The sequence below is a fragment of the Streptomyces sp. NPDC051582 genome (assembly GCF_040681715.1).
GTDB lineage: Bacteria > Actinomycetota > Actinomycetes > Streptomycetales > Streptomycetaceae > Streptomyces.
Genome location: NZ_JBFAZJ010000006.1, coordinates 180,333 through 199,011, shown reverse-complemented (window position 1 = coordinate 199,011; position 18,679 = coordinate 180,333). Strand labels below are relative to the sequence as shown.

The window sequence follows — 18,679 nt, the reverse complement described above, 5'->3', positions numbered from 1 at the left end:
GGGAGGGACGGCTCGATGGCGCGGAGGAGATTCATCGCGAGGCTGCCGGCGGCGGCCATGGCCGCGGTCGCGGTGATGAGCACGATGGCGGCCGCCGGATCGCCGCCCGCGGCGTCGGCGGCCGCCGTGCAGGGGCCGGACAAGCCGACGATCCGTTACACCGAATACGGGATCCCGCACATCATCGCCTCCGACTGGGAGGGGCTGGGGACGGGTTACGGATACGCGGCGGCCAAGGACAACATCTGCACGCTGGCCGACACGTATCTGATGGTCAACGCGCAGAGGTCCCGGTATCTGGGGCCCGACGGCAGGGCGAGTCCCGGCGAGAAGCAGAACACCACCAGCAATCTCAACAGTGACCTGTACTTCCAGCGCATCAAGGACGACCGGGTCGTGGAACGGCTGCTCGACCAGCCCGCCCCCAACGGGCCGGAGCCGGAGGTCAAAGAGGCCATTCGCGGCTACGTCCGCGGGTACAACCGGTACCTGGCCGAGACGGGCGTGAACGGCATCACCGACCCGGCCTGCCGCGGTGCGTCCTGGGTTCGGCCGATCACGGAGCTGGACGTCTACCGGCACGCCCACTCCGAGATCATCATGGGCAGCGCCGACCCGCTGCTGGACGGCCAGGTGACCGCTGCGCCCCCGGGGGTCCCGGCCGCCGCCGCGCCGCCGGCGTCCTCACCCGAGGAGACCGCGAAGAAGATCCGGGACGCGATGGCGGTCAGCCGCCGGGAGAGCATGGGCAGCAACGCCCTGGCGGTCGGTTCGCAGGGCGTGTCCGGGGGCACCGGCATGCTGCTGGCCAACCCGCACTTCCCGTGGCAGGGCAAGAACCGGATGTGGCAGAGCCAGCTGACGATCCCGGGGAAGATGAACGTCTCCGGGGCCAGTCTGCTCGGGTTCCCGGCCGTGAACATCGGCCACAACGACGACGTCGCCTGGAGCCACACGGTCGCCACGGTGGCCCCGTTCGGGCTGTTCGACGTACAGGTCGATCCGCTGAATCCGACCAACTACCTGGTGGACGGGGTCTGGCAGCCGATGGCCTCGCAGCAGGTCGCGGTCGACGTACGGAACGCCGACGGCACCCTCGGCAAGGTCACCAGGACGCTGTGGTCGACCCGGTACGGCCCGATCGTCACGTCCGTGCTCGGCAACCCGCTGCCGTGGGTGGTCAGCGCCCACGCGGTACGGGACGTGAACATGAACAACCTGCGGGCGCTCAACACCTGGTTCCACCTCGACCAGGCCAAGGACGTCCACGAGGTGGTCGACACCCTGGAGACCACGGAAGGCGTTCCCTTCTTCAACACGGTCGCCTCCGACCGCAAGGGCAACGCCCTGTACGCGGACATCCAGGCCACGCCGAACATCAGCGACGAGCACGCGCAGGCCTCTGCCTCACCCTGACCGGCCGGCTGCTGTTCAACCAGGAGCTGCGGCTGCCGAACGTGCCGCCGGTCTCCATCTTCGACGGCAAGCGCAGCGCGTGCGACTGGCCCGACGACCCGAACGCGGTCGCGCCGGGACTGATGGATCCGCGCAAGCAACCACGCCTGATCCGCAACGACTTCGCGGGCAACGCCAACGACAGCGCCTGGCTGGCCAACCCCGAGCAGCCGCTGTCCTTCCCCAGGGTGATGGGCGATACGGCCGCGCCCCGGTCCCTGCGCACCCAGGAGCTGATCCTGACCGCGCAGAACCGGATCAACGGCAACGACGGTCTGCCGGGCAGGGGTTTCACACCGGAGAACATGCGGCAGTTGCTGTTCGCGGACAACAGCAGGGCGGCCGACCTGGCCCTGGAGGCCACGGTGTCGATGTGCCGGAGCGTCCCCTTCGGGCTCGTTCTGGTGGACGGCAACCTGGTCAACGTGAGCGAGGCGTGCCCGATCCTGGCCGCCTGGAGGAGCCACGACTTCACGGCGGACAGCCGGGGATCGTGGCTGTTCGAGAACTACTGGGCCTTCCTGCTGGGCGGGCAGGCGATCGAGAAGCTGCCGTGGCGGGTGCCCTTCGACCCCAAGGACCCGGTGCACACGCCCAATTCACTGGACTCCGGGAGCTCCGCCGTCCGCGACGCGTTCGGCCGGGCGGTCCTCGCACTGCGCAGGGCGGGCGTCGCGCTGAACGCGCCGCTGTCGGACGTACAGAAGATCACCCGCAACGGGGAGCAGATCCCGATCCACGGTTCGATCAGTGAAGTGGGCGTACTGAACGTGGTCACCCCGGGCCTGGTCGACGGCAAGCTGGACATCACCTTCGGGTCCAGCTTCGTCCAGCAGGTGAAGTTCACCGCCGACGGACCGCCCCAGACCTCCTCGGTGCTGGCCTACTCGCAGTCGGCCAACCCGAACTCGCCGCACTACGTCGACCAGACCCGGCTCTTCTCTTCCGGCCAGTGGGTGACGGAACGGTTCACCGAGGAGCAGATCGCGGCCTCACCGGCCCTGGAGATCAAGGTCCTTTCCTGAGACGGCTGTTGCGCCCGGATTCAACGAGGACGTCGCAGCGCGACCACGTCACACCACAACCACGTCACACCACGACCACGTCACACCACAACCACGTCGCACCGCGACGACGAGGCTCCCGAGGAGGAACGCCGTGATGAGGAAATCGAGCCGGTGGCGCATGGTGGTGGCCCTGATGGCCGCCATCGTGGCCATGGCCACGCCCGCGGGTCCGGCGCAGGCCGCCGAGCGCACCGGGCCCCCGCCGATGGCGGACGGGTTCGGCCTGACCCAGGTCGACACCGCGACCGGCGGTCCCACCAACTTCCACATCACCGTGACCACACCCGAGGTCGCGGGCAAGCACCACATCAAGATCATCCTGCCGAGCGGCTACTACGGCGAGCCGGCCAGGCGCTATCCCGTGCTGTACTTCCTGCACGGTTCGCCGGACGACCCGATCCAGCAGAACTACCCGGCGCTCACCGCCTCGGACCAGATGATCACCGTCATTCCGGACGGCGGCGCCCGGGGCTGGTACGCCAACTGGCTCAACCAGAAGACCCAGGCCGGCGCCCAGAACTGGGAGAACTTCCACCTCAAGCAGGTGATCCCGTTCATCGACGCCAACCTGCGGACCGTCGCCGCGAAGAAGGCGCGGGCCATCGCGGGCGTCTCCATGGGCGGATTCGGGGCGCTCCACTACGCCCAGGCCCGGCCCGACCTGTTCGGCCAGACCGCGTCCCTGTCCGGGGACATCGACCTGTCGGCGCGCTCCATGGACCTGCGGCTCGCCGTCGTCGCCTCCCTCATCGACGCGCAGGGCGCGATCTGCGGCTCGTTCTCGGGCGTCTGCGGCGGCGCCGAGTCCCCGTACAAGCCCGGCGTGGACAGTGACGCCCTGTTCGGCTCGCCCTATCCGGTGTTCAACATCGACTGGCGGTGGAACGAGGTCGACCCGTCACAGCACATGGACAAACTGAAGGCCGGCGGGGTCGGCGTCTCCCTCTACGTGGGCAACGGGGGCGGCTCGGCCACCGACCTGGAGTTCTGGCTGGAGTCGGCCTCCAGGCACGTGAAGGACAGCATGGACGCCCTGGGCATGTCGTACTCCTACGTGAACTACGGCGACGGTTCCGCGTGGGGCACCCAGTGCAACGGCGGCCACAACGCGGGCTGCTGGGAACAGGATCTCCGCGACCTGATCCCCAGGCTGGAGAGGTCCTTCACCGCCTGATCCGCGCGAAGTCCCGGTGCGCCGTGAGGGCGCACCGGGACACCCGGTGCGCCGGTCCGCACCACCGCGGTCGGCGGCGCGGGTGTTAGCTTCTGTTCCGTGCCGGAACACCAGGATCAGACCAGGGTCGCCTACGACGGGGTCGTCGAGCTCTACGCGTCGATGTTCGCCGACCGGCTGGAGACACGGCCCTTCGCACGGGCCATGGTCGCCACCTTCGCCGAGCTGGTGCGCGAGACGGGGAACCTGCGGACGGCCGACGTCGGATGCGGACCCGGACACCTGACGGCCATGCTGCACGGCCTGGGGCTGGACGCCTTCGGGCTCGACCTCTCCCCGGCCATGGTCGGCCACGCCCGCCGGGCCCATCCGGAGCTTCGGTTCGTCGAGGGGCGGATGGAGGCCATGCCGGTCGAGGACCGGGCGCTCGGCGGGGTACTGGCCCACTACTCGATGATCCATACGCCGCCCGGTGAACTGCCCGCGGTACTCGCCGAGCAGGTCCGCGTCCTGGCCCCCGGGGGCCTGTTCCTGATCTCGTTCTTCGGTACCGACGGACCGGAGCCGGTCCGCTTCGACCACAAGGTGGCGCCCGCCCACAGCTGGCCGGCGGACCGGCTGGCCGAGCTGCTGACGGCGGCAGGGCTCACCCCGTTCGCCCGGCTGCTCCACGACCCGGCCTCCGAGCGCGGCTTCCTCGACGCCCACCTGCTGGCCCGCCGGGTCGCCGTCGACCCGGCCGCCCGGCCGACCGGGCGAGGCGACGGACGACTCCCCGGTTAGCCGTCGAAACGGTCGCCGCCCGGTGCGGGAGCCGTGCTGACCGCTCCCGGCTTGGGCTCGGGACACGCGGGAAAGCCGGAGGCCGGCCCCCTACGCCGGGTTCAGCCAGGCGCCGATGGCCGGCAGTGCCTCGGGGCCGTCGTCGCGTTCCACCGAGTCGACCAGGTCGGCGATGGTGACCCCGCGCAGCGATGCCCGCCAGGCGGATTCGGCGGCACGCATGACGCGGGCGATCCCACAGGCCTTCGCACACGCCTCGGGCGGGGCTCCGAACGGGCCGCGCTGGCGGATCTCCGTGCAGATGAACGCCGGGTCCGGGCCGTCGACGGCCTGCACCACATCCAGGACGGTGATCTCGGACGCCGGCCGGGTCAGCGCGTATCCGCCCGTCTTGCCCTGGACGGAGGTCACGAGGCCCGCCCGGGACAGGGCCTGCATCTGCTTGGCCAGGTAGCTCGGCGAGACGTCGTGCAGCAGCGCCAGACGGGCGGCGGGCACCGGCTGACTCGCCGCGGTCAGCACCACGCAGCAGTGCAGCGCCCATTCCACGCCCCCGGACAGTTTCATGCGCCCTCCATTTGACTCGGATACAGCTTATCCGAGTAACATCTCAGACAAGAGTTGTCCGAGTTTGAGGCGGCGGAGGGCCGCACTCGGTCGCACACAAGGAAGGGCAAAGCCATGAAGACCACGGTCATCGGCGGCACCGGACTCATCGGTTCCCAGCTCGTCTCCACGCTCCGCGCGGCCGGACACGAGGTGGTCCCCGCATCCCTGTCGAGCGGTGTCGACCTGCTCACCGGAGAGGGGCTGGACGCGGCGCTCGCCGGCGCGGACACCGTCGTCAACGTGTCGAACTCGCCCACCTTCGACGAGGCGTCCCTGGAGTTCTTCCGCACCACGACGGACAACCTGCTGGCGGCGGGGGAGCGGGCGGGCGTCGGCCACCAGGTGATCCTTTCCATCGTCGGCGTCGACCAGGTGCCGCAGCTGGACTACTACCGGGCGAAGACCCTCCAGGAGGAACTCCTCAAGCAGGGGCCCACCCCGTACTCGATCGTCCGCGCCACCCAGTTCTTCGAGTTCATGGACGCGGTGCTGTCCTGGACCGCGGACGAGCACACCGTCCGGCTGCCCTCCACCCCCGTCCAGCCGATGGCCGCGGCCGACGTCGTAGCCGCCCTGGCCGAGGCCGCCACCGGCGCACCGCTGGGCGCCACCGCCGACGTCGCGGGCCCCGACGTCTTCGCCCTCGACGAACTCGGCCGCCTCACGCTGTCGGCCCGGCAGGACCCCCGTACGGTCGTCACCGACGAGCGGGCGGGCCTGTTCGCGGCCGTCGAGGGCGATGTCCTGATCGGCGGCCCCGGCGCGCGCCTGGCTCCCACTTCCTACAAGGACTGGCTCGGCGCGAAGCGCTGAGCCCGCCGCGGCCGCGCGGGCGTCACCGCGCAGGGCCGTTCGGGGGCCGCGTCCCCCGTCCGGCCCCGGTCGGGGTGGCCGGCCGGAGCGCAGCGGCTGCCCTACCTGAACAACCGGTCACCGGGGGTGGCCATGCGATGGGTGGCCCCGTGGCGGTTCACCCAGTCGCGGACGAGGCCGATGGCGTTGGCGCACTGCCAGCCGTCGTCGTACTCGCGCACTCCCGTGAAGGCCCCGTAGCCCGCGATGATGCCGTCCACGCGGCCGTCGCCCAGCAGTTTGTCGACGTACCACGGATCGTTGTACGTGGTCGTCCAGGACAGGGTGGCCGCGAGCTGTCCGGCGTCACGGTCGCCGGCGCCCTTCTTCAGTTCCGCGCACGTGTTGTAGGTGGGTTCCGTGCAGTTGCCGAACCCCTTGGTGATGTCGCTGTCGCCGTAGTCCATCACCCGGCGGCCGGCCGGGAATCCGGAACCGGACCGGTTGAAGGCACCCCGGACCTGATCGCGGGTTCCGGTCGTCGTGATCCCCTCCAGGCTGCCGAGGCGGCCTTCCAGGCTCTTCCAGCCCCGGCCGCCGACGTCCGGGGTGCTGCCGCCGTGGTACTCGTAGAACCCGTAGAGCACCTGGATCCCGGCGGCGGTCAGCCGCTGCGCCTTGTCGCGCAGTCCCGCGACGCTGCATCCGCGGTTCTCCTGCTCCCCGCAGTAGTTCGGGTCCTTGATGTCCAGCCAGACCAGCGCCAGTCGGCGTCCCGCGTTGGCGTGGGAGACGATCCGGTCGATCATGCTGTCGAAGCTGGGGCCCAGCCGGTTGTCACCGGCTGAGGAGCAGTCGTGATAGGCCCGCCATTCGTTCGGGTTCCACCAGGCGCACACGTCTATCTCGATGCCGTTCGCGCCGTGTCCCAGTGCGGCGTCCACGCCGCCCAGGGTGTCGACGCGGTGCGCGATGGCGTAGATCGGGCGACGTTGATCGGCGGCTGCCGCCGGGGTCGCGGTGACGGCGCCGGCGCCGATGGTGGCGCACAGGGCCGCGAGCAACGTCACGAGCACGCGTAAGCGGGCGGCTCGCCCGAGATGAATGGTCAAGGAAGGCTCCGTCACGTCCGGTTCCGAAGTGCGCGATTGATCACGCCCCCACCATGCTGGCATGCGGTACATGCATGATGAACGGGATTTGGTTGACGGTGGCCTCAATGGCGGGAAACCGCTGCCTATGCCGGGCGGACGGGAGGCCGCCGGACTTCTCCCACCGCTGACGCCGTTCCCCGAGCGGCTCCTCCCCCCTTTCCGGAGTGAGGAGCCGCTCGCCGGTCGGGTCAGGAACCGTCGGTCGTGAGGTCCGCGCGCACCTCACGCGCGGCCGCGACGAGGTTCTCCAGCGAGGCGCGGGTCTCGGGCCACCCGCGGGTCTTCAGGCCGCAGTCGGGGTTGACCCAGAGCCGTTCGGCGGGGATCGCCCGCAGTGCCTTCCGGAGCAGCTCGGCCACCTCCCCGGTGCCGGGAACGCGCGGGGAGTGGATGTCCCAGACGCCGGGTCCGGCCTCGCGCGGGTAGCCGTGCCCGGCCAGTTCGCCCGCGACCTGCATGTGGGAGCGGGCGGCCTCCAGGCTGATGACGTCGGCGTCGAGGTCGTCGATGGCCTGGACGACGTCTCCGAACTCCGCGTAGCACATGTGCGTGTGGACCTGGGTGTCCGGCCGGACACCGCTGGTGCTGAGCCGGAAGGACTCGGTGGCCCAGGCGAGGTACTCCGCGTGATCGGCAGCCCGCAGCGGCAGCGTCTCACGCAGGGCCGGCTCATCGACCTGGATCACCGAAGTGCCTGCCGACTCAAGGTCGTTGACCTCATCGCGCAGCGCGAGCGCCACCTGTCGCGCCGTCTCGCCGAGCGGCAGGTCGTCGCGTACGAAGGACCAGGCGAGCATGGTGACCGGGCCGGTCAGCATTCCCTTGACCGGCCTGGACGTCAGCGACTGGGCGTACGAGGTCCACCGGACGGTCATCGGCTCCGGACGGGAGACGTCCCCGGCCAGGACCGGGGGCCGGACGTAGCGGGTGCCGTACGACTGGACCCAGCCGTGCCGGGTCGCGAGGTAGCCCGTGAGCCGCTCGGCGAAGTACTGCACCATGTCGTTGCGTTCGGGCTCGCCGTGCACCAGGACGTCGATGCCGGTCTTCTCCTGGAAGGAGAGCACCTCGCGGATCTCGTCCTTGATCCGCTCCTCGTAGCCCGCGGTGTCGATGCGGCCGGCCCGCAGGTCGGCGCGGGCGGTGCGCAGCTCGTTCGTCTGGGGGAAGGAGCCGATGGTCGTCGTCGGCAGCAACGGCAGCCGCAGGAGGGCGCGCTGGGCCGCGGTGCGCTGCGGGTAGGACTGCGAACGCCGCCCGTCGGCATCGGTGATCGCGGCGGTACGGGCGCGCACGGCGGGGTCGTGGGTGATCGGGGAGGAGGCCCGGGAGGCCAGGTCGGCCCGGTTCGCCGCCAGTTGGGCGGCGATGGAGTCGGTGCCCCGGGCGAGTCCGCGGGCGAGCGTGGCGATTTCGGTGGTCTTCTGGCGGGCGAAGGCGAGCCAGCGCCGGATCTGCGGATCGATGTCCCGCTCGGCGTTCGCGTCGAGCGGGACGTGCAGGAGGGAGCAGGACGCGGCGACGTCCACCTGATCGGCGAGGCCCAGCAGGGTGCCGAGGGTCGTCAGGGACTTCTGGTGGTCGTTGATCCAGACGTTGCGGCCGTCGACCACGCCGGCGACCAGGCGCTTGCCGGGCAGTCCGCCGACGGCGGCGAGATCGGAGAGGTTCGCGGCGCCGCCGTCCGTGAAATCGAGGGCGAGGCCTTCGACCGGTGCCGCGGCCAGCACCGGGAGGGCGTCGCCGAGCCGGTCGAAATAGGAGGCGACGAGCAGCTTGGGCCGGTCGGTCGGTGCGCCGAGCTCGCGGTAGGCGCGTGCGGTGGCGTTCAGGTCGGCGGGGGTGCGGTCCTGGACCAGGGCCGGCTCGTCCAGCTGGACCCACTCGGCGCCGGCGGCGCGCAGCTCGGCCAGGACCTGGGCGTAGACGGGAAGGAGCCGGTCGAGCAGGGTGATCGGCTGGAAGTCGGCGGCCACGCCGGGCGCGGGCTTGGCCAGCAGCAGGTACGTGACGGGGCCGACGAGGACCGGGCGGGCGGTGTGCCCGAGCGCGAGGGCCTCCGTCAGCTCGGCCACCTGCCGGGTGGCATCGGCGGTGAACACGGTGTCCGGACCGAGCTCGGGGACCAGGTAGTGGTAGTTGGTGTCGAACCACTTGGTCATTTCGAGCGGGGCGGCGTCCTGGGTGCCGCGGGCCATCGCGAAGTAGCCGTCCAGCCGGTCGGCCCCGAAGGCCGCGCGGTGCCGCTCGGGTACGGCGCCGACCATGACGCTGGTGTCCAGGACGTGGTCGTAGTACGAGAAGTCACCGGTCGGAACCTCGGTGATGCCGTCGTCGGCCAGCTGCCGCCAGTTCGAACGGCGGAGTCCGGCGGCGGTCCGGTGGAGGGCGTCGGCGGTGACGAGCCCCTTCCAGTAGCCCTCGATCGCCTTCTTCAGTTCGCGGTTTCGACCCTGGCGGGGGTAGCCGTACACGGTGGCTCGTGCTGCGGCGGCTGCGGGCTCGGCTGTCACGGAACTCTCCTTCGCGAGATGTGTCCTGAACACCCCGGAGACGGGACGCGGACGCGAAGGAACGACAAATCGAGCGGGCCACCGGGACGGAGAACACCGCCACGCGTGCCGCTCGATATGTTCGCCGACCCGCCCACGAGGTCACCGGGATTTCCGCACGGGAATCGTCCGCGTACGGGCAACGGGCAGGTCTTCGGACTCGCGGGCACACCCGCCGGTCTCCCGGCGGGCACCTACTGGCCATCGCTTCCCAGGACCGATGTCCGGTCCCAGTGCGTATGACGGCGGTCGTTCCCGCTCACCGCTGCGGGGCAGTCCCGGATTCCCACCGGGTTCCCTCTTACGACGCATCCCGTCTGGAGGACGGGGCGAACCAGCTGCACCGGTCACCCTAGGACGCGAAATCGCCCAGCGGCGAGCCGCGTCCACCATTCGGACGAAGAAGTGAGACGCCGTGACCGGGGCGGCTCAGCCGACGCGGCCCGCGCGGCCCCTGACCTCTTGCGGGTCGCGAATCATGAGGGGCAGGGTGCCTTCATCGGCGAGCTGGGTGCCGATGTCGATGATCGACTGGTTCGAGCTGTGGAGCAGGAACCCCTGCTTGCCCCACGCGAAGACTTCCGGTGAGTGGACGTGGACCTGATAGGGAACCGGGACGAGGCCGCGGCGGAGGAGATCGCTGTTGAGGGCCTCCTGCCCCTCGCTCGCCGCGAACTGACTCGTACGGACCCAGCCGATCGGCCGGTCACCGGGGCCTGGCGCCGGCGCCGCCAGACTCAGCGCGTCCATCTGGTCCCGGATGGAGGGGAAGTGGCGGAGCGTCACCAGCTCCGGCAGGGCGGAGTCGAGACGGGTGCGGAGCTTGTCGAAGTGGTCGTCTCCGAACAGGAACACGATCGACCGGCCCTTCTGCCCGGGAGGCAGCCGGTTCAAGTGGTCGACGAGCTGCGCGATCACGGTGTCGTCGCGTTTGGAGTCGGCGGAGGAGAGGCCCGGGGTGGTCTCCACCACCATGTTGGGTGCCGGCGGAATGGGGCTGAGGTCCCGTTCGACGACGAGGGTGACCTTGGGGTGTGAGGACAGCTGCCGGATGATCTCGTCGCGCCGGGAACTGTCGTACCTCGTGTTGTGGTGGGTCTCCGACACGAAGACCACGAGCCGCTCGCCGACGGGTGCGCCGTGCAGGGCGAGCGCGCTCACGTCCTTGATGTCGACGTCGATGATCCAGTTGGTGGGGTGGTCGATCTTCTGATGGATGGGCATACCCCTGCGCTCCTGTTCCTCGGATCCGTGGCGCCGTCCGTGACGCGCGGGAGCGGGTGGTGCCGTCCCCCCCCGTGCGCGCCGCCATCACTTTCCTCCGGCCCGCACCGCCCGACAAGTACGTGCGCAGGAGCGGCGGTTGCGCGAGGGGGGCGTGCGTTCACGCAACGATCGGTGGGGCGAGGGGCCTCTCTCGTTCACCGCGGCGGGTGCTCAGGTGAGGACATCGGCGCCGATCAGCTCACGGCTGGCGTCCCACAGCCGTGCCGCGACGGAGGGGTCGGCCAAGTGGTTCCACACCGGTTCGCGTCGGGGCTCGCCGCGCAGGCCGAAGACGCGCGGTCCCCACAGCTGGCCCCCGCTCACACCCGGGTCGAGCACCGCCCGGACCGCGGGCCATGCGCCCGCGTCCTTGCCCTGGACGAGGAGGGCCGCGGGTGCCGCGCCGAGCCGTGCCCCGGCGCTTCGCACATGGACCGGGGGCCGCGACGGGGTGAGGGAGTCCAGCGCGCCGCCGGGATGGGCCACCACGCCGGCGACCGTGCTGCCGGCAGCACGCAGGCGGCGGTCGAGTTCGACGCCGAAGTACATCTGCGCCAACTTGGAGCGCCCGTAGGCGCGTTTGGGCTGGTAGTCCTTCCGGGACTGAAGGTCGTCCAGGTCGAGCCGCTCCGACTTCGCCGCGAAGCTGCCCATGGTCACGACACGGGCCGCCGGGGCGGCCGCCAGCAGTGGCATCAGCCACCGGGTCAAGGCGAAGTGCCCGAGGTGGTTCGTGCCGAACATCAGCTCGTGGCCGTCCGCGGTCTCCCTGCGCGGCGGGTCGTCAAGCGCGACGCCGGCGTTGTGGACCACCGCGTCAAGGCGTTCCACCTCCAGTGACTGCGCCGACGTTCCGAGCGACGAGAGGTCGGCGAGGTCCAGCCGTACGGCCCGCACCCGGGCGCCGGGGACACGTGCACGGATCGAGGCCGTGGCGACCTCGGCCTTGGCGGGGCTCCGGCTGCCGAGCACGACGTCGGCTCCGGTGGCCGACAACTGCTCCGCGACGAAGTACCCGATGCCGGCGTTGCCGCCGGTGACCAGGAAGACCCGGCCTTCGGCGCGCGGCAGTCGGCGGACGTTCCAGGGCGGGGTGGAGGACATGGTGACGGTGCTCCCTTGTCGTGGAGGGTGGTGCGGGCCGTTCCCCTGGGGGGGACTCGGCACCCACGGTTCCAGCGGCCGCCGACACATCGCCTACATGTCACCGACGGCTCCGGCGGACCTCCGACATACCCGCCGGCCAAGGGCCGGGCGGCCCCCGGCCGGACCGGTCGGGGTACCGAGGTCACCCCTCAACCGCAGCGCACCATCGCCGCCTCGAACTTCGTCTACACCGTCGGCAGCGGTCTCTATCTGACCGCGGGAGTGCTCTACTTCACCCAGGCCGTCCACCTGCCCGCGCCCCAGGTGGGTCTCGGACTCGGGATCGCCGGTGTCCTCTCGCTCGCGGTGGGGATCGCGGTGGGCCACTTGGCGGACCGGCGCGGGGCGCGCGGGGTGTACGCCGCCACCCTCGTCGTGCAGGCCCTGGCGACGGCCGGATTCGTGCTGGCCGACAGCTTCTGGCCGTTCGTCGTCGCGGTGTGCGCGGCCACCGGGGCGAAGGGGGCGGGGCTGGCGGCGCGCAGCCCGATCATCCGCCACTACGGCGGGGACAGGCCGCAGGAGTTCCGCGCCTACCTGCGGGCGGTGACCAACATCGGCATCTCCCTCGGCGCCGTGCTGGCGGGGTGGGTCGTACAGGTCGGCAGTCACAGTGCCTACCGGCTCATGGTCGTCGGGAACGCGGCCGCCTTCGCGGCCTCCGCCCTGATCGTGCTCCGCCTGCGACCGGTCGAGCCCGAGCCGGCTGCGGGCGGCCCGCGCTGGATCGCCCTGCGGGACCGGCCCTACCTCGCACTCACCGTTCTGGACGGCATCATGGCCATCCAGTTCAAGGTGCTGACCGTTGCCGTCCCCCTCTGGCTCATCGCGGCCACCGAGGCCCCGCACTGGCTGATCTCGGGGACCATGCTGCTGAACACCGTGGTCGTGGTCACGTGCCAGATGAGGGCCGGCCGCAGCATCGACACACCCACGGCCGGTGCCCTCGCGTACCGCCGTTCCGGGTTCGCCTTCCTCTTGGCCTGTGTACTGATCTCGCTGACCCAGGACATCCCCGGCTGGGCCGCGGCGGCCCTCCTGCTGGCCGGGGTCGCCGTGCACACGATCGGTGAACTCTGGCATGCGGCGGCGGGGTTCGAGATCTCCTTCGCCCTCGCGCCCAAGCGGGCCACCGGGCAGTACCTCGGTGTGTTCGGGCTCGGTGCCGGACTGGCCGAGGCCGCCGGGCCGGCCCTGATCATCTTCCTGGGCATCGCGTGGGGCCGCCCCGGCTGGTACGTCATGGGCGCCCTGTTCGCCCTCACCGGCCTGGCCACTCCCCTCGTCGTCCGATGGGCGGGGCGCCACCGCCCCGCCGAACAGCCGCAGTCCGGGGGCGGGAAGGCGCGGTCCGCCGCCACGGCCTGAGCTGCTGGGGCGGCACGTGCGGGAGATGGGCGCCCCCGCCGGTCCGGTCGCGAGGGGAGGCTGCGGGTGTCTGGCCGGATATCGGCGCCCGGGTTGGGGTTGTGGATCACCGGCGGTTAGCCTCGCGCTAGTTGCTCAGGTCAACCAATGGGGAGCGGTATGGACGACACGGCCGAACACTTCCGCAGCCACGTGGAGGAGATTCTTGACGCCCTGGGACAAGAACCCGACCGCGAAGCCCTGGTGCACCGGGGCCGACGCGTCAGCGCGGGTGAATTACGGGGCCTCGTCCACGGCATGGCCCGCGCGCTGCGCTCCCAGGGGGTGAGGCGCGGCCAGACGGTCACCCTCCTCTCCGGCAACCTTCCCGAGACGATCGCGGCCCGCTACGCAGCAGGGCTGCTCGGCTGCGCCGTGAACCACCTCTACGCGGGCCTCTCGGTCGACGTGCACGCCGACATCCTCCGGGACGTCGAGACCCGGGCGCTGATAGTCGACCCCGCCCACCACGAGCGCGCCGCCGACCTGGCCCGGCGGGTGCCGCTGGACCGCGTGCTGGTCCTCGGCGGCGCAAGGGGAGCCGCAGGGGGCGGGGGCGCCGGCCCGGACCTGGTGAAGCTCGCCGCCGAGGAGTCCGCCGAGGTGTTGCCCGGCTCGGCGCAGCCGCAGGACGTCTGCATCATCCGTCACACGGGCGGGACCACCGGCCACCCCAAGGCCATTTGCACGACCTTCGAGCAGTGGGTGTCGGTCGGATCGGACTGGTCCGAGGGCGGGTCGGTCAGGGCCCTGGTGTGCACGACCCTCGCGCACGCGGCGGGCCTCGTGGCGGACACCACGCTGCACCGCGGCGGAACCGTCGTCCTGCTGGACGAGTTCGAGGCGGGCGCCGTGCTCGCCGCCATCGAGCGCGAGCGCATCTCCCACATGTTCCTGTTGCCGCCGCTCCTGTACCAGTTGATGGACCACCCCGAGATCGACCGCACCGACACCTCCAGCCTGCGCATGCTCACGTACGGGGGCTGCGCCTCGTCACCGACCCGCCTCGCGGCGGCGATCCGTCGCTTCGGACCCGTGCTGAACCAGTTCTACGGACAGAACGAAGCCGGGGGGATCAGCATCCTCTCGCCCGAGGACCACGATCCGCGCCGCCCGGAGCGCTTGCGAACCGCGGGAAAGGTCATGGAAGGCGTCGAGGTCGCCGTCCGGGATGCCGAGGGGCGCCACCTGCCCGCCGGCGAGCGCGGCGAGATCTGCGTACGTTCCCCACAGGTGATGAAGGGCTACTGGAAGCAGCCCGAGCTCACCGCGGAGGTGCTGCGGGACGGCTGGCTGCACACCGGTGACATCGGGTTCGTCGACTCGGACGGCTACGTCACGATCGTGGACCGGCTGAAGGACATGATCGTGGTGGTGGGAGGGCACGTGTACACGGCGGAACTGGAGGACGTCCTGAACTCCCATCCGCAGGTCCGGCAGAGCGCGGTCCTCGGGGTCCCCGACGCCAACCTCATGGAGCGGGTCCACGCGGCCGTCGTCCGCACGCCGGCCGGCGACGTCGGTGAAGGGGAGCTGCGCGCCATGGTCCGGGAAAGGAAGGGCGCGATGTACGAGCCCGCGGGCATCACCTTCCTCGACGCGCTTCCCCTGACGGACGCGGGCAAGCCGGACAAGAAGCTGCTCCGCAGTCGGGCGCTCGATCGCCAGGGCGGGTGACCTGCGGGACTTCGGTCCTCCCATGGCGATGGCCACGTCCCCCCAGGGGCGTGGCCATCAGGTGGATCCCGGCGGGAGCCCTGCCGACGGAGGCGCTCAGAGGAGAGCGGTGACCAGCAGGGTGAAGGCCGCGATGATGACGGCGACGCGGACGTGGTGGAGGCGGTCCCAGCGCTGCATCTGCTCCCGCCAGTCGGCCGGGGCGCCGTCGGCGGTCCACGTCTTGGCCCGGTTGTTGATCGGAACGAGCAGCAGGATCGACATGATCACGCTGAGGATCAGCAGCCCGGCGGCGGTGACGACGAGGCCGGCGCCGTGGTCGTTCCATCCGGTGACGGCCCAGACCGCGGCGAGGGCGAGAGAGCCGATGTACCAGAACGGCATCACGGCGCCGAGCAGCCGGGCCCCGTGGGTACGGCCGCGCAGGCCGTTGTCGCCGGGGAGGCCGTCGAGGATCGGGTTGACGAAGAAGGCGACGGAGAACTCCACTCCCACCATCACGCCGACGGCCACGGTGGTGAAGACCTCAAGTGCGTTGAGCATGATGACCTCTCCAGGGATCTAGCGCTGCTAGGTGATGGGGCAACGCTAGTACTGCTGCCGCTCGTATGTCTAGCGGTGCTAGGATCGAATCATGTCGGTACAGGAACGCAAGGAGCGCGAACGGGCGGGCCGCGAGCGCCTCATCTTGGCGACGGCCCGCGAGATCGCCGAGCAACAGGGCTGGGACGCGGTCACCACCCGCCGGCTCGCCGAGCGCATCGAGTACAGCCAGCCCGTGCTCTACAGCCACTTTCGCGGCAAGCGCGAGATCATCGGGGCCGTCGCCCTTGAGGGCGCCGCCGAGATGGCGGCGGCGCTGCGGGCCTCGGCCGCCGCCGCGGACGGCCCGCGCGCCCGGGTCACCGCTCTCGCCCGCGCCTACCTCGACTTCGCCGAACGCAACCCAGCGGTCTACGACGCCATGTTCCAGCTCGACGGAGGCCTGGCGTTCGCGCAGGAGGACACGCCCGAGCCCATGAAGGACGCCTTCGCCGCCCTGCTGGAGACCCTCGGCGAGGTGGCCGGGGACGGAGTCCACCCGGCGCTGTTCACGGAGGTGTTCTGGGCGGCCCTGCACGGGCTGGCGACCCTGACCCGCACGGGACGGCTGCCGCGGGGGGAGGCCGAGCGGAGAGTGCGACTGCTGGTGGACCGGCTCGCCGTGCTCTGACGCGCCGTCCGGTGCCGCAGACGCGCCGGGTGCTGCCCGAAGCCGCCGGGAGCGCCGAGGCCGGCCGAGCCCCGCCGCGACGTGAGCGTGCGGGGAGACGCTCCGCTCGACCCGGGGTCACCCGCTCACCCACTCATTGCGCCAACCGGAAATGGACGATGGCTATCGTGCCGTTCGGCCCGACATCGGGATGGTGAAACCGAACGCGTAGACCTCCCTCTCACACAATTCGGCGGATGCCCGAGGGCCGTGGCCTGGGGGGTGGAGCGGAGGTGATCGCTTCGCGGATATCCTGCCCAGCCGACAATCGACCACGGAGGCCACCCCGCCATGAGCAGCACCACGTCGTCCTTTCCCGACCGCATGGAACTGGCCGGGGAGGGCCTCGTCCTGCGCGACTGGACGGAAGCCGACCTGACGGCCATGCCCGCGCTGTTCGACGACCCCGACGTCGCGTACTGGACGCCCATCGTCTCGCCCTTCGACGAGGCGGCCGGCCGCGCGCGGCTGGAACGGGACCGGCGGATGAGGGCCGAAGGCACGGTCGTCCTGCTCGCCATCACCGTGGACGGCGACGAACCCCTCGGCGAGGTGATGCTGCGGCGCGCCCCCGAGGGCACGGAGCTCGGTTACGCGGTCGGACCCGCTCACCGCGGCCGCGGACTGGCCGCTCGGGCAGTGCGCGTGATGGCCGCGTACGCCTTCGAGCAGCTGGGCGTGGACCGGGTGATCCTGGAGCTGGAGGCCGAGAACGCCGCCAGCGTCGCGGTCGCCGTGAAGGCGGGCTTCGGCCTGCTCGACGTCCCGCTGATCGAAGGCGAGGAGAAGGGGCGGCCGTACACCTTGCAGACATGGGGCCTGGACCGCCCCTGACCTCTGCGCGGGCGATCCCGGTCCCCTCCTCGCATCGCCGGCGGCGCGCGGGCAGCGGTCCGCGGTCGCTGCGCACACCGCCGTTGCCGCCGCTCTCCGGGCCTGACCGTGGGTTATGGTCGCGGCATGCCAGGACGAGAGACGGACGGGCCCGGCGGTGTGGCCCGGTGGAGTCCGCTCGATGGCGGGGGGCGGAGCGCCCGCTCCCAGTCCGTGCTGGTCGCGGCCGTCGTCATCGTGGGGATCGCGACGATCCGGCCGATGGGTCTCAGCGGCCGGGGCCTGGCCGTCCTCGTCCTCTTCGTGATCAACTGCGCGGTGCTGGCGGTGCGGCTCGTGCCCGAGTCCGCCCTTTCCGACCGCCTCGTCACCGTCTGGCTGGCCTTCGGCGTGCTGGCGGCGGCGGCACTGATCGGTACCGGCAACTCGGGGACGTCGTACCTCTTCGCGTTCTTCCTCACCGCCTTCGCCGGGTCCCGCCTGGACACCGGGCCGGCCCTGGTCCTCGCCGCATCCTGCAGCCTCCTGTGCGGTGGTGTGCTGTACGTCCAGGCCGAGCCGGGCCAGTACGCGACCCCCGTCCTGGGCCTCGCGACCGGCGCCGCCGCCCTGGGCGGCATGGCCGGGCGGAGCCGGGCGCAGGCCACCCGGGCGGCGATCGCGGCGGCCGAATCCGCCGAGCAGGCGGCGCGGGCGGAAGCCCGGACGGCCGTACTGGCGGAGCGCACCCGGATCGCCCGGGACGTCCACGACGTGCTCGCGCACTCGCTCGCCGGGATCAACATGCAACTCGAACTCGTCGACGCGCTGATCGACACCGGAGACCTGACCGAGATCCGGGAGGCGAACGGCAGGGCTCACAGCCTGGTCAAGGAGAGCCTGCGGCAGGCGCAGTGGACCGTGCACGCGCTGCGCGAGGACCATCTGCCGCTGCGCGAGAGCCTGGTCGCGATGCTCGAATCGTCGGGCCACCACGACGCCCTCACCGTGGTCGGGGACGTACGCGCGCTGCCGGCGCGGTCGACCCAGTGCCTGCTGCGGATCGCCCAGGAGGCGCTGACCAATGCCGCCCGGCACGCTCCCGGCGGCGACGTCGGCGTGAAACTGACCTTCACCGGGGAAGCGACCGTACTGAACGTCCGCAACCGTCCCGCGACGTTGCCCGTGCCCGCGGCGACCGGAAGCGGAATGGGACTGATCGGAATGCGCGAGCGCATCGCCCTGCTCGGCGGCACCGTGACCACCGGCCCCGTCACGACGGGGCCCGAGGCGGGAGGCTGGCAGGTGGAAGCGGTGATCCCGCGATGAGCGGACCCGCGGACCCCTCCGGCCCGTCAGGGTGATCGTCGCCGACGGCCGTCCCGCAGGCCGGACTCCGACCATCGGCGTCCGGGAGAGCTCGTCCCATCCGCCCCTGTGGACCGTTGTGTTGGGCCACTGGTAGGAAACTTTCCTATCCGCTACGCTCCCCGACGGCGGCTTGGCGCGGTGCCCGATGTCATGGGCATGAC

Annotated in this window: 16 protein-coding genes and 1 riboswitch; of the genes, 10 read left to right on the top strand and 6 right to left on the bottom strand. The window is 71.2% G+C overall.

Annotated features, from left to right (window positions below):
• Positions 1–15: 15 nt before the first annotated feature.
• The 4 genes from AB0M92_RS11195 (at position 16) to AB0M92_RS11180 (ending at position 4,479) form a co-directional block, all read left to right on the top strand.
• Positions 16–1,416: a penicillin acylase family protein gene (locus AB0M92_RS11195; protein ID WP_366101833.1), complete on the top strand. Its 1,401-nt coding sequence runs from the start codon at positions 16–18 to the stop codon at positions 1,414–1,416.
• A gap of 41 nt (positions 1,417–1,457) precedes the next feature.
• Positions 1,458–2,480 (top strand): penicillin acylase family protein, encoded by a 1,023-nt coding sequence (locus AB0M92_RS11190; RefSeq protein WP_366101832.1) that lies wholly within the window; start codon positions 1,458–1,460, stop codon positions 2,478–2,480.
• Between the two features lie 133 nt (positions 2,481–2,613).
• Complete coding sequence (locus AB0M92_RS11185) at positions 2,614–3,696, top strand: alpha/beta hydrolase-fold protein (protein ID WP_366101831.1); 1,083 nt, start codon at positions 2,614–2,616, stop codon at positions 3,694–3,696.
• A 99-nt stretch (positions 3,697–3,795) separates the two neighbouring features.
• Positions 3,796–4,479 carry a class I SAM-dependent methyltransferase gene (locus AB0M92_RS11180; RefSeq protein WP_366101830.1) on the top strand — a complete coding sequence of 228 codons (684 nt, stop codon included), beginning with the start codon at positions 3,796–3,798 and terminating at the stop codon, positions 4,477–4,479.
• Positions 4,480–4,569: 90 nt separating this feature from the next.
• Here AB0M92_RS11180 and AB0M92_RS11175 read toward each other — a convergent pair whose 3' ends face one another.
• Complete coding sequence (locus AB0M92_RS11175; RefSeq protein WP_366101829.1) at positions 4,570–5,046, bottom strand: Rrf2 family transcriptional regulator; 477 nt, start codon at positions 5,044–5,046, stop codon at positions 4,570–4,572.
• A gap of 114 nt (positions 5,047–5,160) precedes the next feature.
• Here AB0M92_RS11175 and AB0M92_RS11170 point away from each other — a divergent pair, with 114 nt between their 5' ends.
• The gene (locus tag AB0M92_RS11170; RefSeq protein ID WP_366101828.1) at positions 5,161–5,901 is read left to right on the top strand and encodes an NAD(P)H-binding protein; all 741 of its coding nucleotides are present in this window, start codon (positions 5,161–5,163) and stop codon (positions 5,899–5,901) included.
• A gap of 101 nt (positions 5,902–6,002) precedes the next feature.
• On the opposite strand, the gene AB0M92_RS11165 is transcribed toward AB0M92_RS11170, so the two are convergent.
• The 4 genes from AB0M92_RS11165 to AB0M92_RS11150 all read right to left on the bottom strand — a co-directional run bounded on the left by AB0M92_RS11165 (position 6,003) and on the right by AB0M92_RS11150 (position 11,956).
• Positions 6,003–6,992 (bottom strand): phospholipase, encoded by a 990-nt coding sequence (locus tag AB0M92_RS11165; protein ID WP_366101827.1) that lies wholly within the window; start codon positions 6,990–6,992, stop codon positions 6,003–6,005.
• A gap of 230 nt (positions 6,993–7,222) precedes the next feature.
• A complete protein-coding gene (gene metE / locus AB0M92_RS11160) occupies positions 7,223–9,547 on the bottom strand; it encodes a 5-methyltetrahydropteroyltriglutamate--homocysteine S-methyltransferase (RefSeq protein ID WP_366101826.1) in 2,325 nt (774 codons plus the stop codon).
• A gap of 166 nt (positions 9,548–9,713) precedes the next feature.
• Positions 9,714–9,940: riboswitch (cobalamin riboswitch) on the bottom strand.
• A 75-nt stretch (positions 9,941–10,015) separates the two neighbouring features.
• On the bottom strand, positions 10,016–10,810 hold the full coding sequence (locus tag AB0M92_RS11155; protein WP_366101825.1) for a hypothetical protein: 795 nt from the start codon (positions 10,808–10,810) through the stop codon (positions 10,016–10,018).
• Between the two features lie 213 nt (positions 10,811–11,023).
• Complete coding sequence (locus tag AB0M92_RS11150; RefSeq protein ID WP_366101824.1) at positions 11,024–11,956, bottom strand: SDR family NAD(P)-dependent oxidoreductase; 933 nt, start codon at positions 11,954–11,956, stop codon at positions 11,024–11,026.
• Positions 11,957–12,163: 207 nt separating this feature from the next.
• Here AB0M92_RS11150 and AB0M92_RS11145 point away from each other — a divergent pair, with 207 nt between their 5' ends.
• Entirely contained in the window at positions 12,164–13,366 is a 1,203-nt protein-coding gene (locus tag AB0M92_RS11145) for an MFS transporter (protein WP_366101926.1), read from the top strand.
• 159 nt (positions 13,367–13,525) lie between these two features.
• Positions 13,526–15,082 carry an AMP-binding protein gene (locus AB0M92_RS11140; protein WP_366101823.1) on the top strand — a complete coding sequence of 519 codons (1,557 nt, stop codon included), beginning with the start codon at positions 13,526–13,528 and terminating at the stop codon, positions 15,080–15,082.
• A gap of 96 nt (positions 15,083–15,178) precedes the next feature.
• Here the strand turns inward: AB0M92_RS11140 and AB0M92_RS11135 are convergent, their stop codons facing one another.
• Complete coding sequence (locus AB0M92_RS11135; RefSeq protein WP_366101822.1) at positions 15,179–15,625, bottom strand: DUF1772 domain-containing protein; 447 nt, start codon at positions 15,623–15,625, stop codon at positions 15,179–15,181.
• A 91-nt stretch (positions 15,626–15,716) separates the two neighbouring features.
• Here AB0M92_RS11135 and AB0M92_RS11130 point away from each other — a divergent pair, with 91 nt between their 5' ends.
• The 3 genes from AB0M92_RS11130 (at position 15,717) to AB0M92_RS11120 (ending at position 18,476) form a co-directional block, all read left to right on the top strand.
• A complete protein-coding gene (locus tag AB0M92_RS11130) occupies positions 15,717–16,295 on the top strand; it encodes a TetR/AcrR family transcriptional regulator (protein WP_366101821.1) in 579 nt (192 codons plus the stop codon).
• A gap of 330 nt (positions 16,296–16,625) precedes the next feature.
• On the top strand, positions 16,626–17,168 hold the full coding sequence (locus AB0M92_RS11125; RefSeq protein WP_366101820.1) for a GNAT family N-acetyltransferase: 543 nt from the start codon (positions 16,626–16,628) through the stop codon (positions 17,166–17,168).
• Between the two features lie 261 nt (positions 17,169–17,429).
• Entirely contained in the window at positions 17,430–18,476 is a 1,047-nt protein-coding gene (locus AB0M92_RS11120) for a histidine kinase (RefSeq protein WP_366101925.1), read from the top strand.
• Positions 18,477–18,679: the final 203 nt, after the last annotated feature.

Bases quoted from the DNA above. Each gene is read 5' to 3' on its own strand.
- AB0M92_RS11195 (WP_366101833.1), top strand. From the start codon at position 16: ATGGCGCGGAGGAGATTCATCGCGAGGCTGCCGGCGGCGGCCATGGCC.
- AB0M92_RS11170 (WP_366101828.1), top strand. From the start codon at position 5,161: ATGAAGACCACGGTCATCGGCGGCACCGGACTCATCGGTTCCCAGCTC.
- AB0M92_RS11150 (WP_366101824.1), bottom strand. From the start codon at position 11,956: ATGTCCTCCACCCCGCCCTGGAACGTCCGCCGACTGCCGCGCGCCGAA.
- AB0M92_RS11155 (WP_366101825.1), bottom strand. From the start codon at position 10,810: ATGCCCATCCATCAGAAGATCGACCACCCCACCAACTGGATCATCGAC.
- AB0M92_RS11120 (WP_366101925.1), top strand. From the start codon at position 17,430: ATGGGTCTCAGCGGCCGGGGCCTGGCCGTCCTCGTCCTCTTCGTGATC.
- AB0M92_RS11175 (WP_366101829.1), bottom strand. From the start codon at position 5,046: ATGAAACTGTCCGGGGGCGTGGAATGGGCGCTGCACTGCTGCGTGGTG.
- AB0M92_RS11130 (WP_366101821.1), top strand. From the start codon at position 15,717: ATGTCGGTACAGGAACGCAAGGAGCGCGAACGGGCGGGCCGCGAGCGC.
- AB0M92_RS11135 (WP_366101822.1), bottom strand. From the start codon at position 15,625: ATGCTCAACGCACTTGAGGTCTTCACCACCGTGGCCGTCGGCGTGATG.
- AB0M92_RS11125 (WP_366101820.1), top strand. From the start codon at position 16,626: ATGAGCAGCACCACGTCGTCCTTTCCCGACCGCATGGAACTGGCCGGG.
- AB0M92_RS11140 (WP_366101823.1), top strand. From the start codon at position 13,526: ATGGACGACACGGCCGAACACTTCCGCAGCCACGTGGAGGAGATTCTT.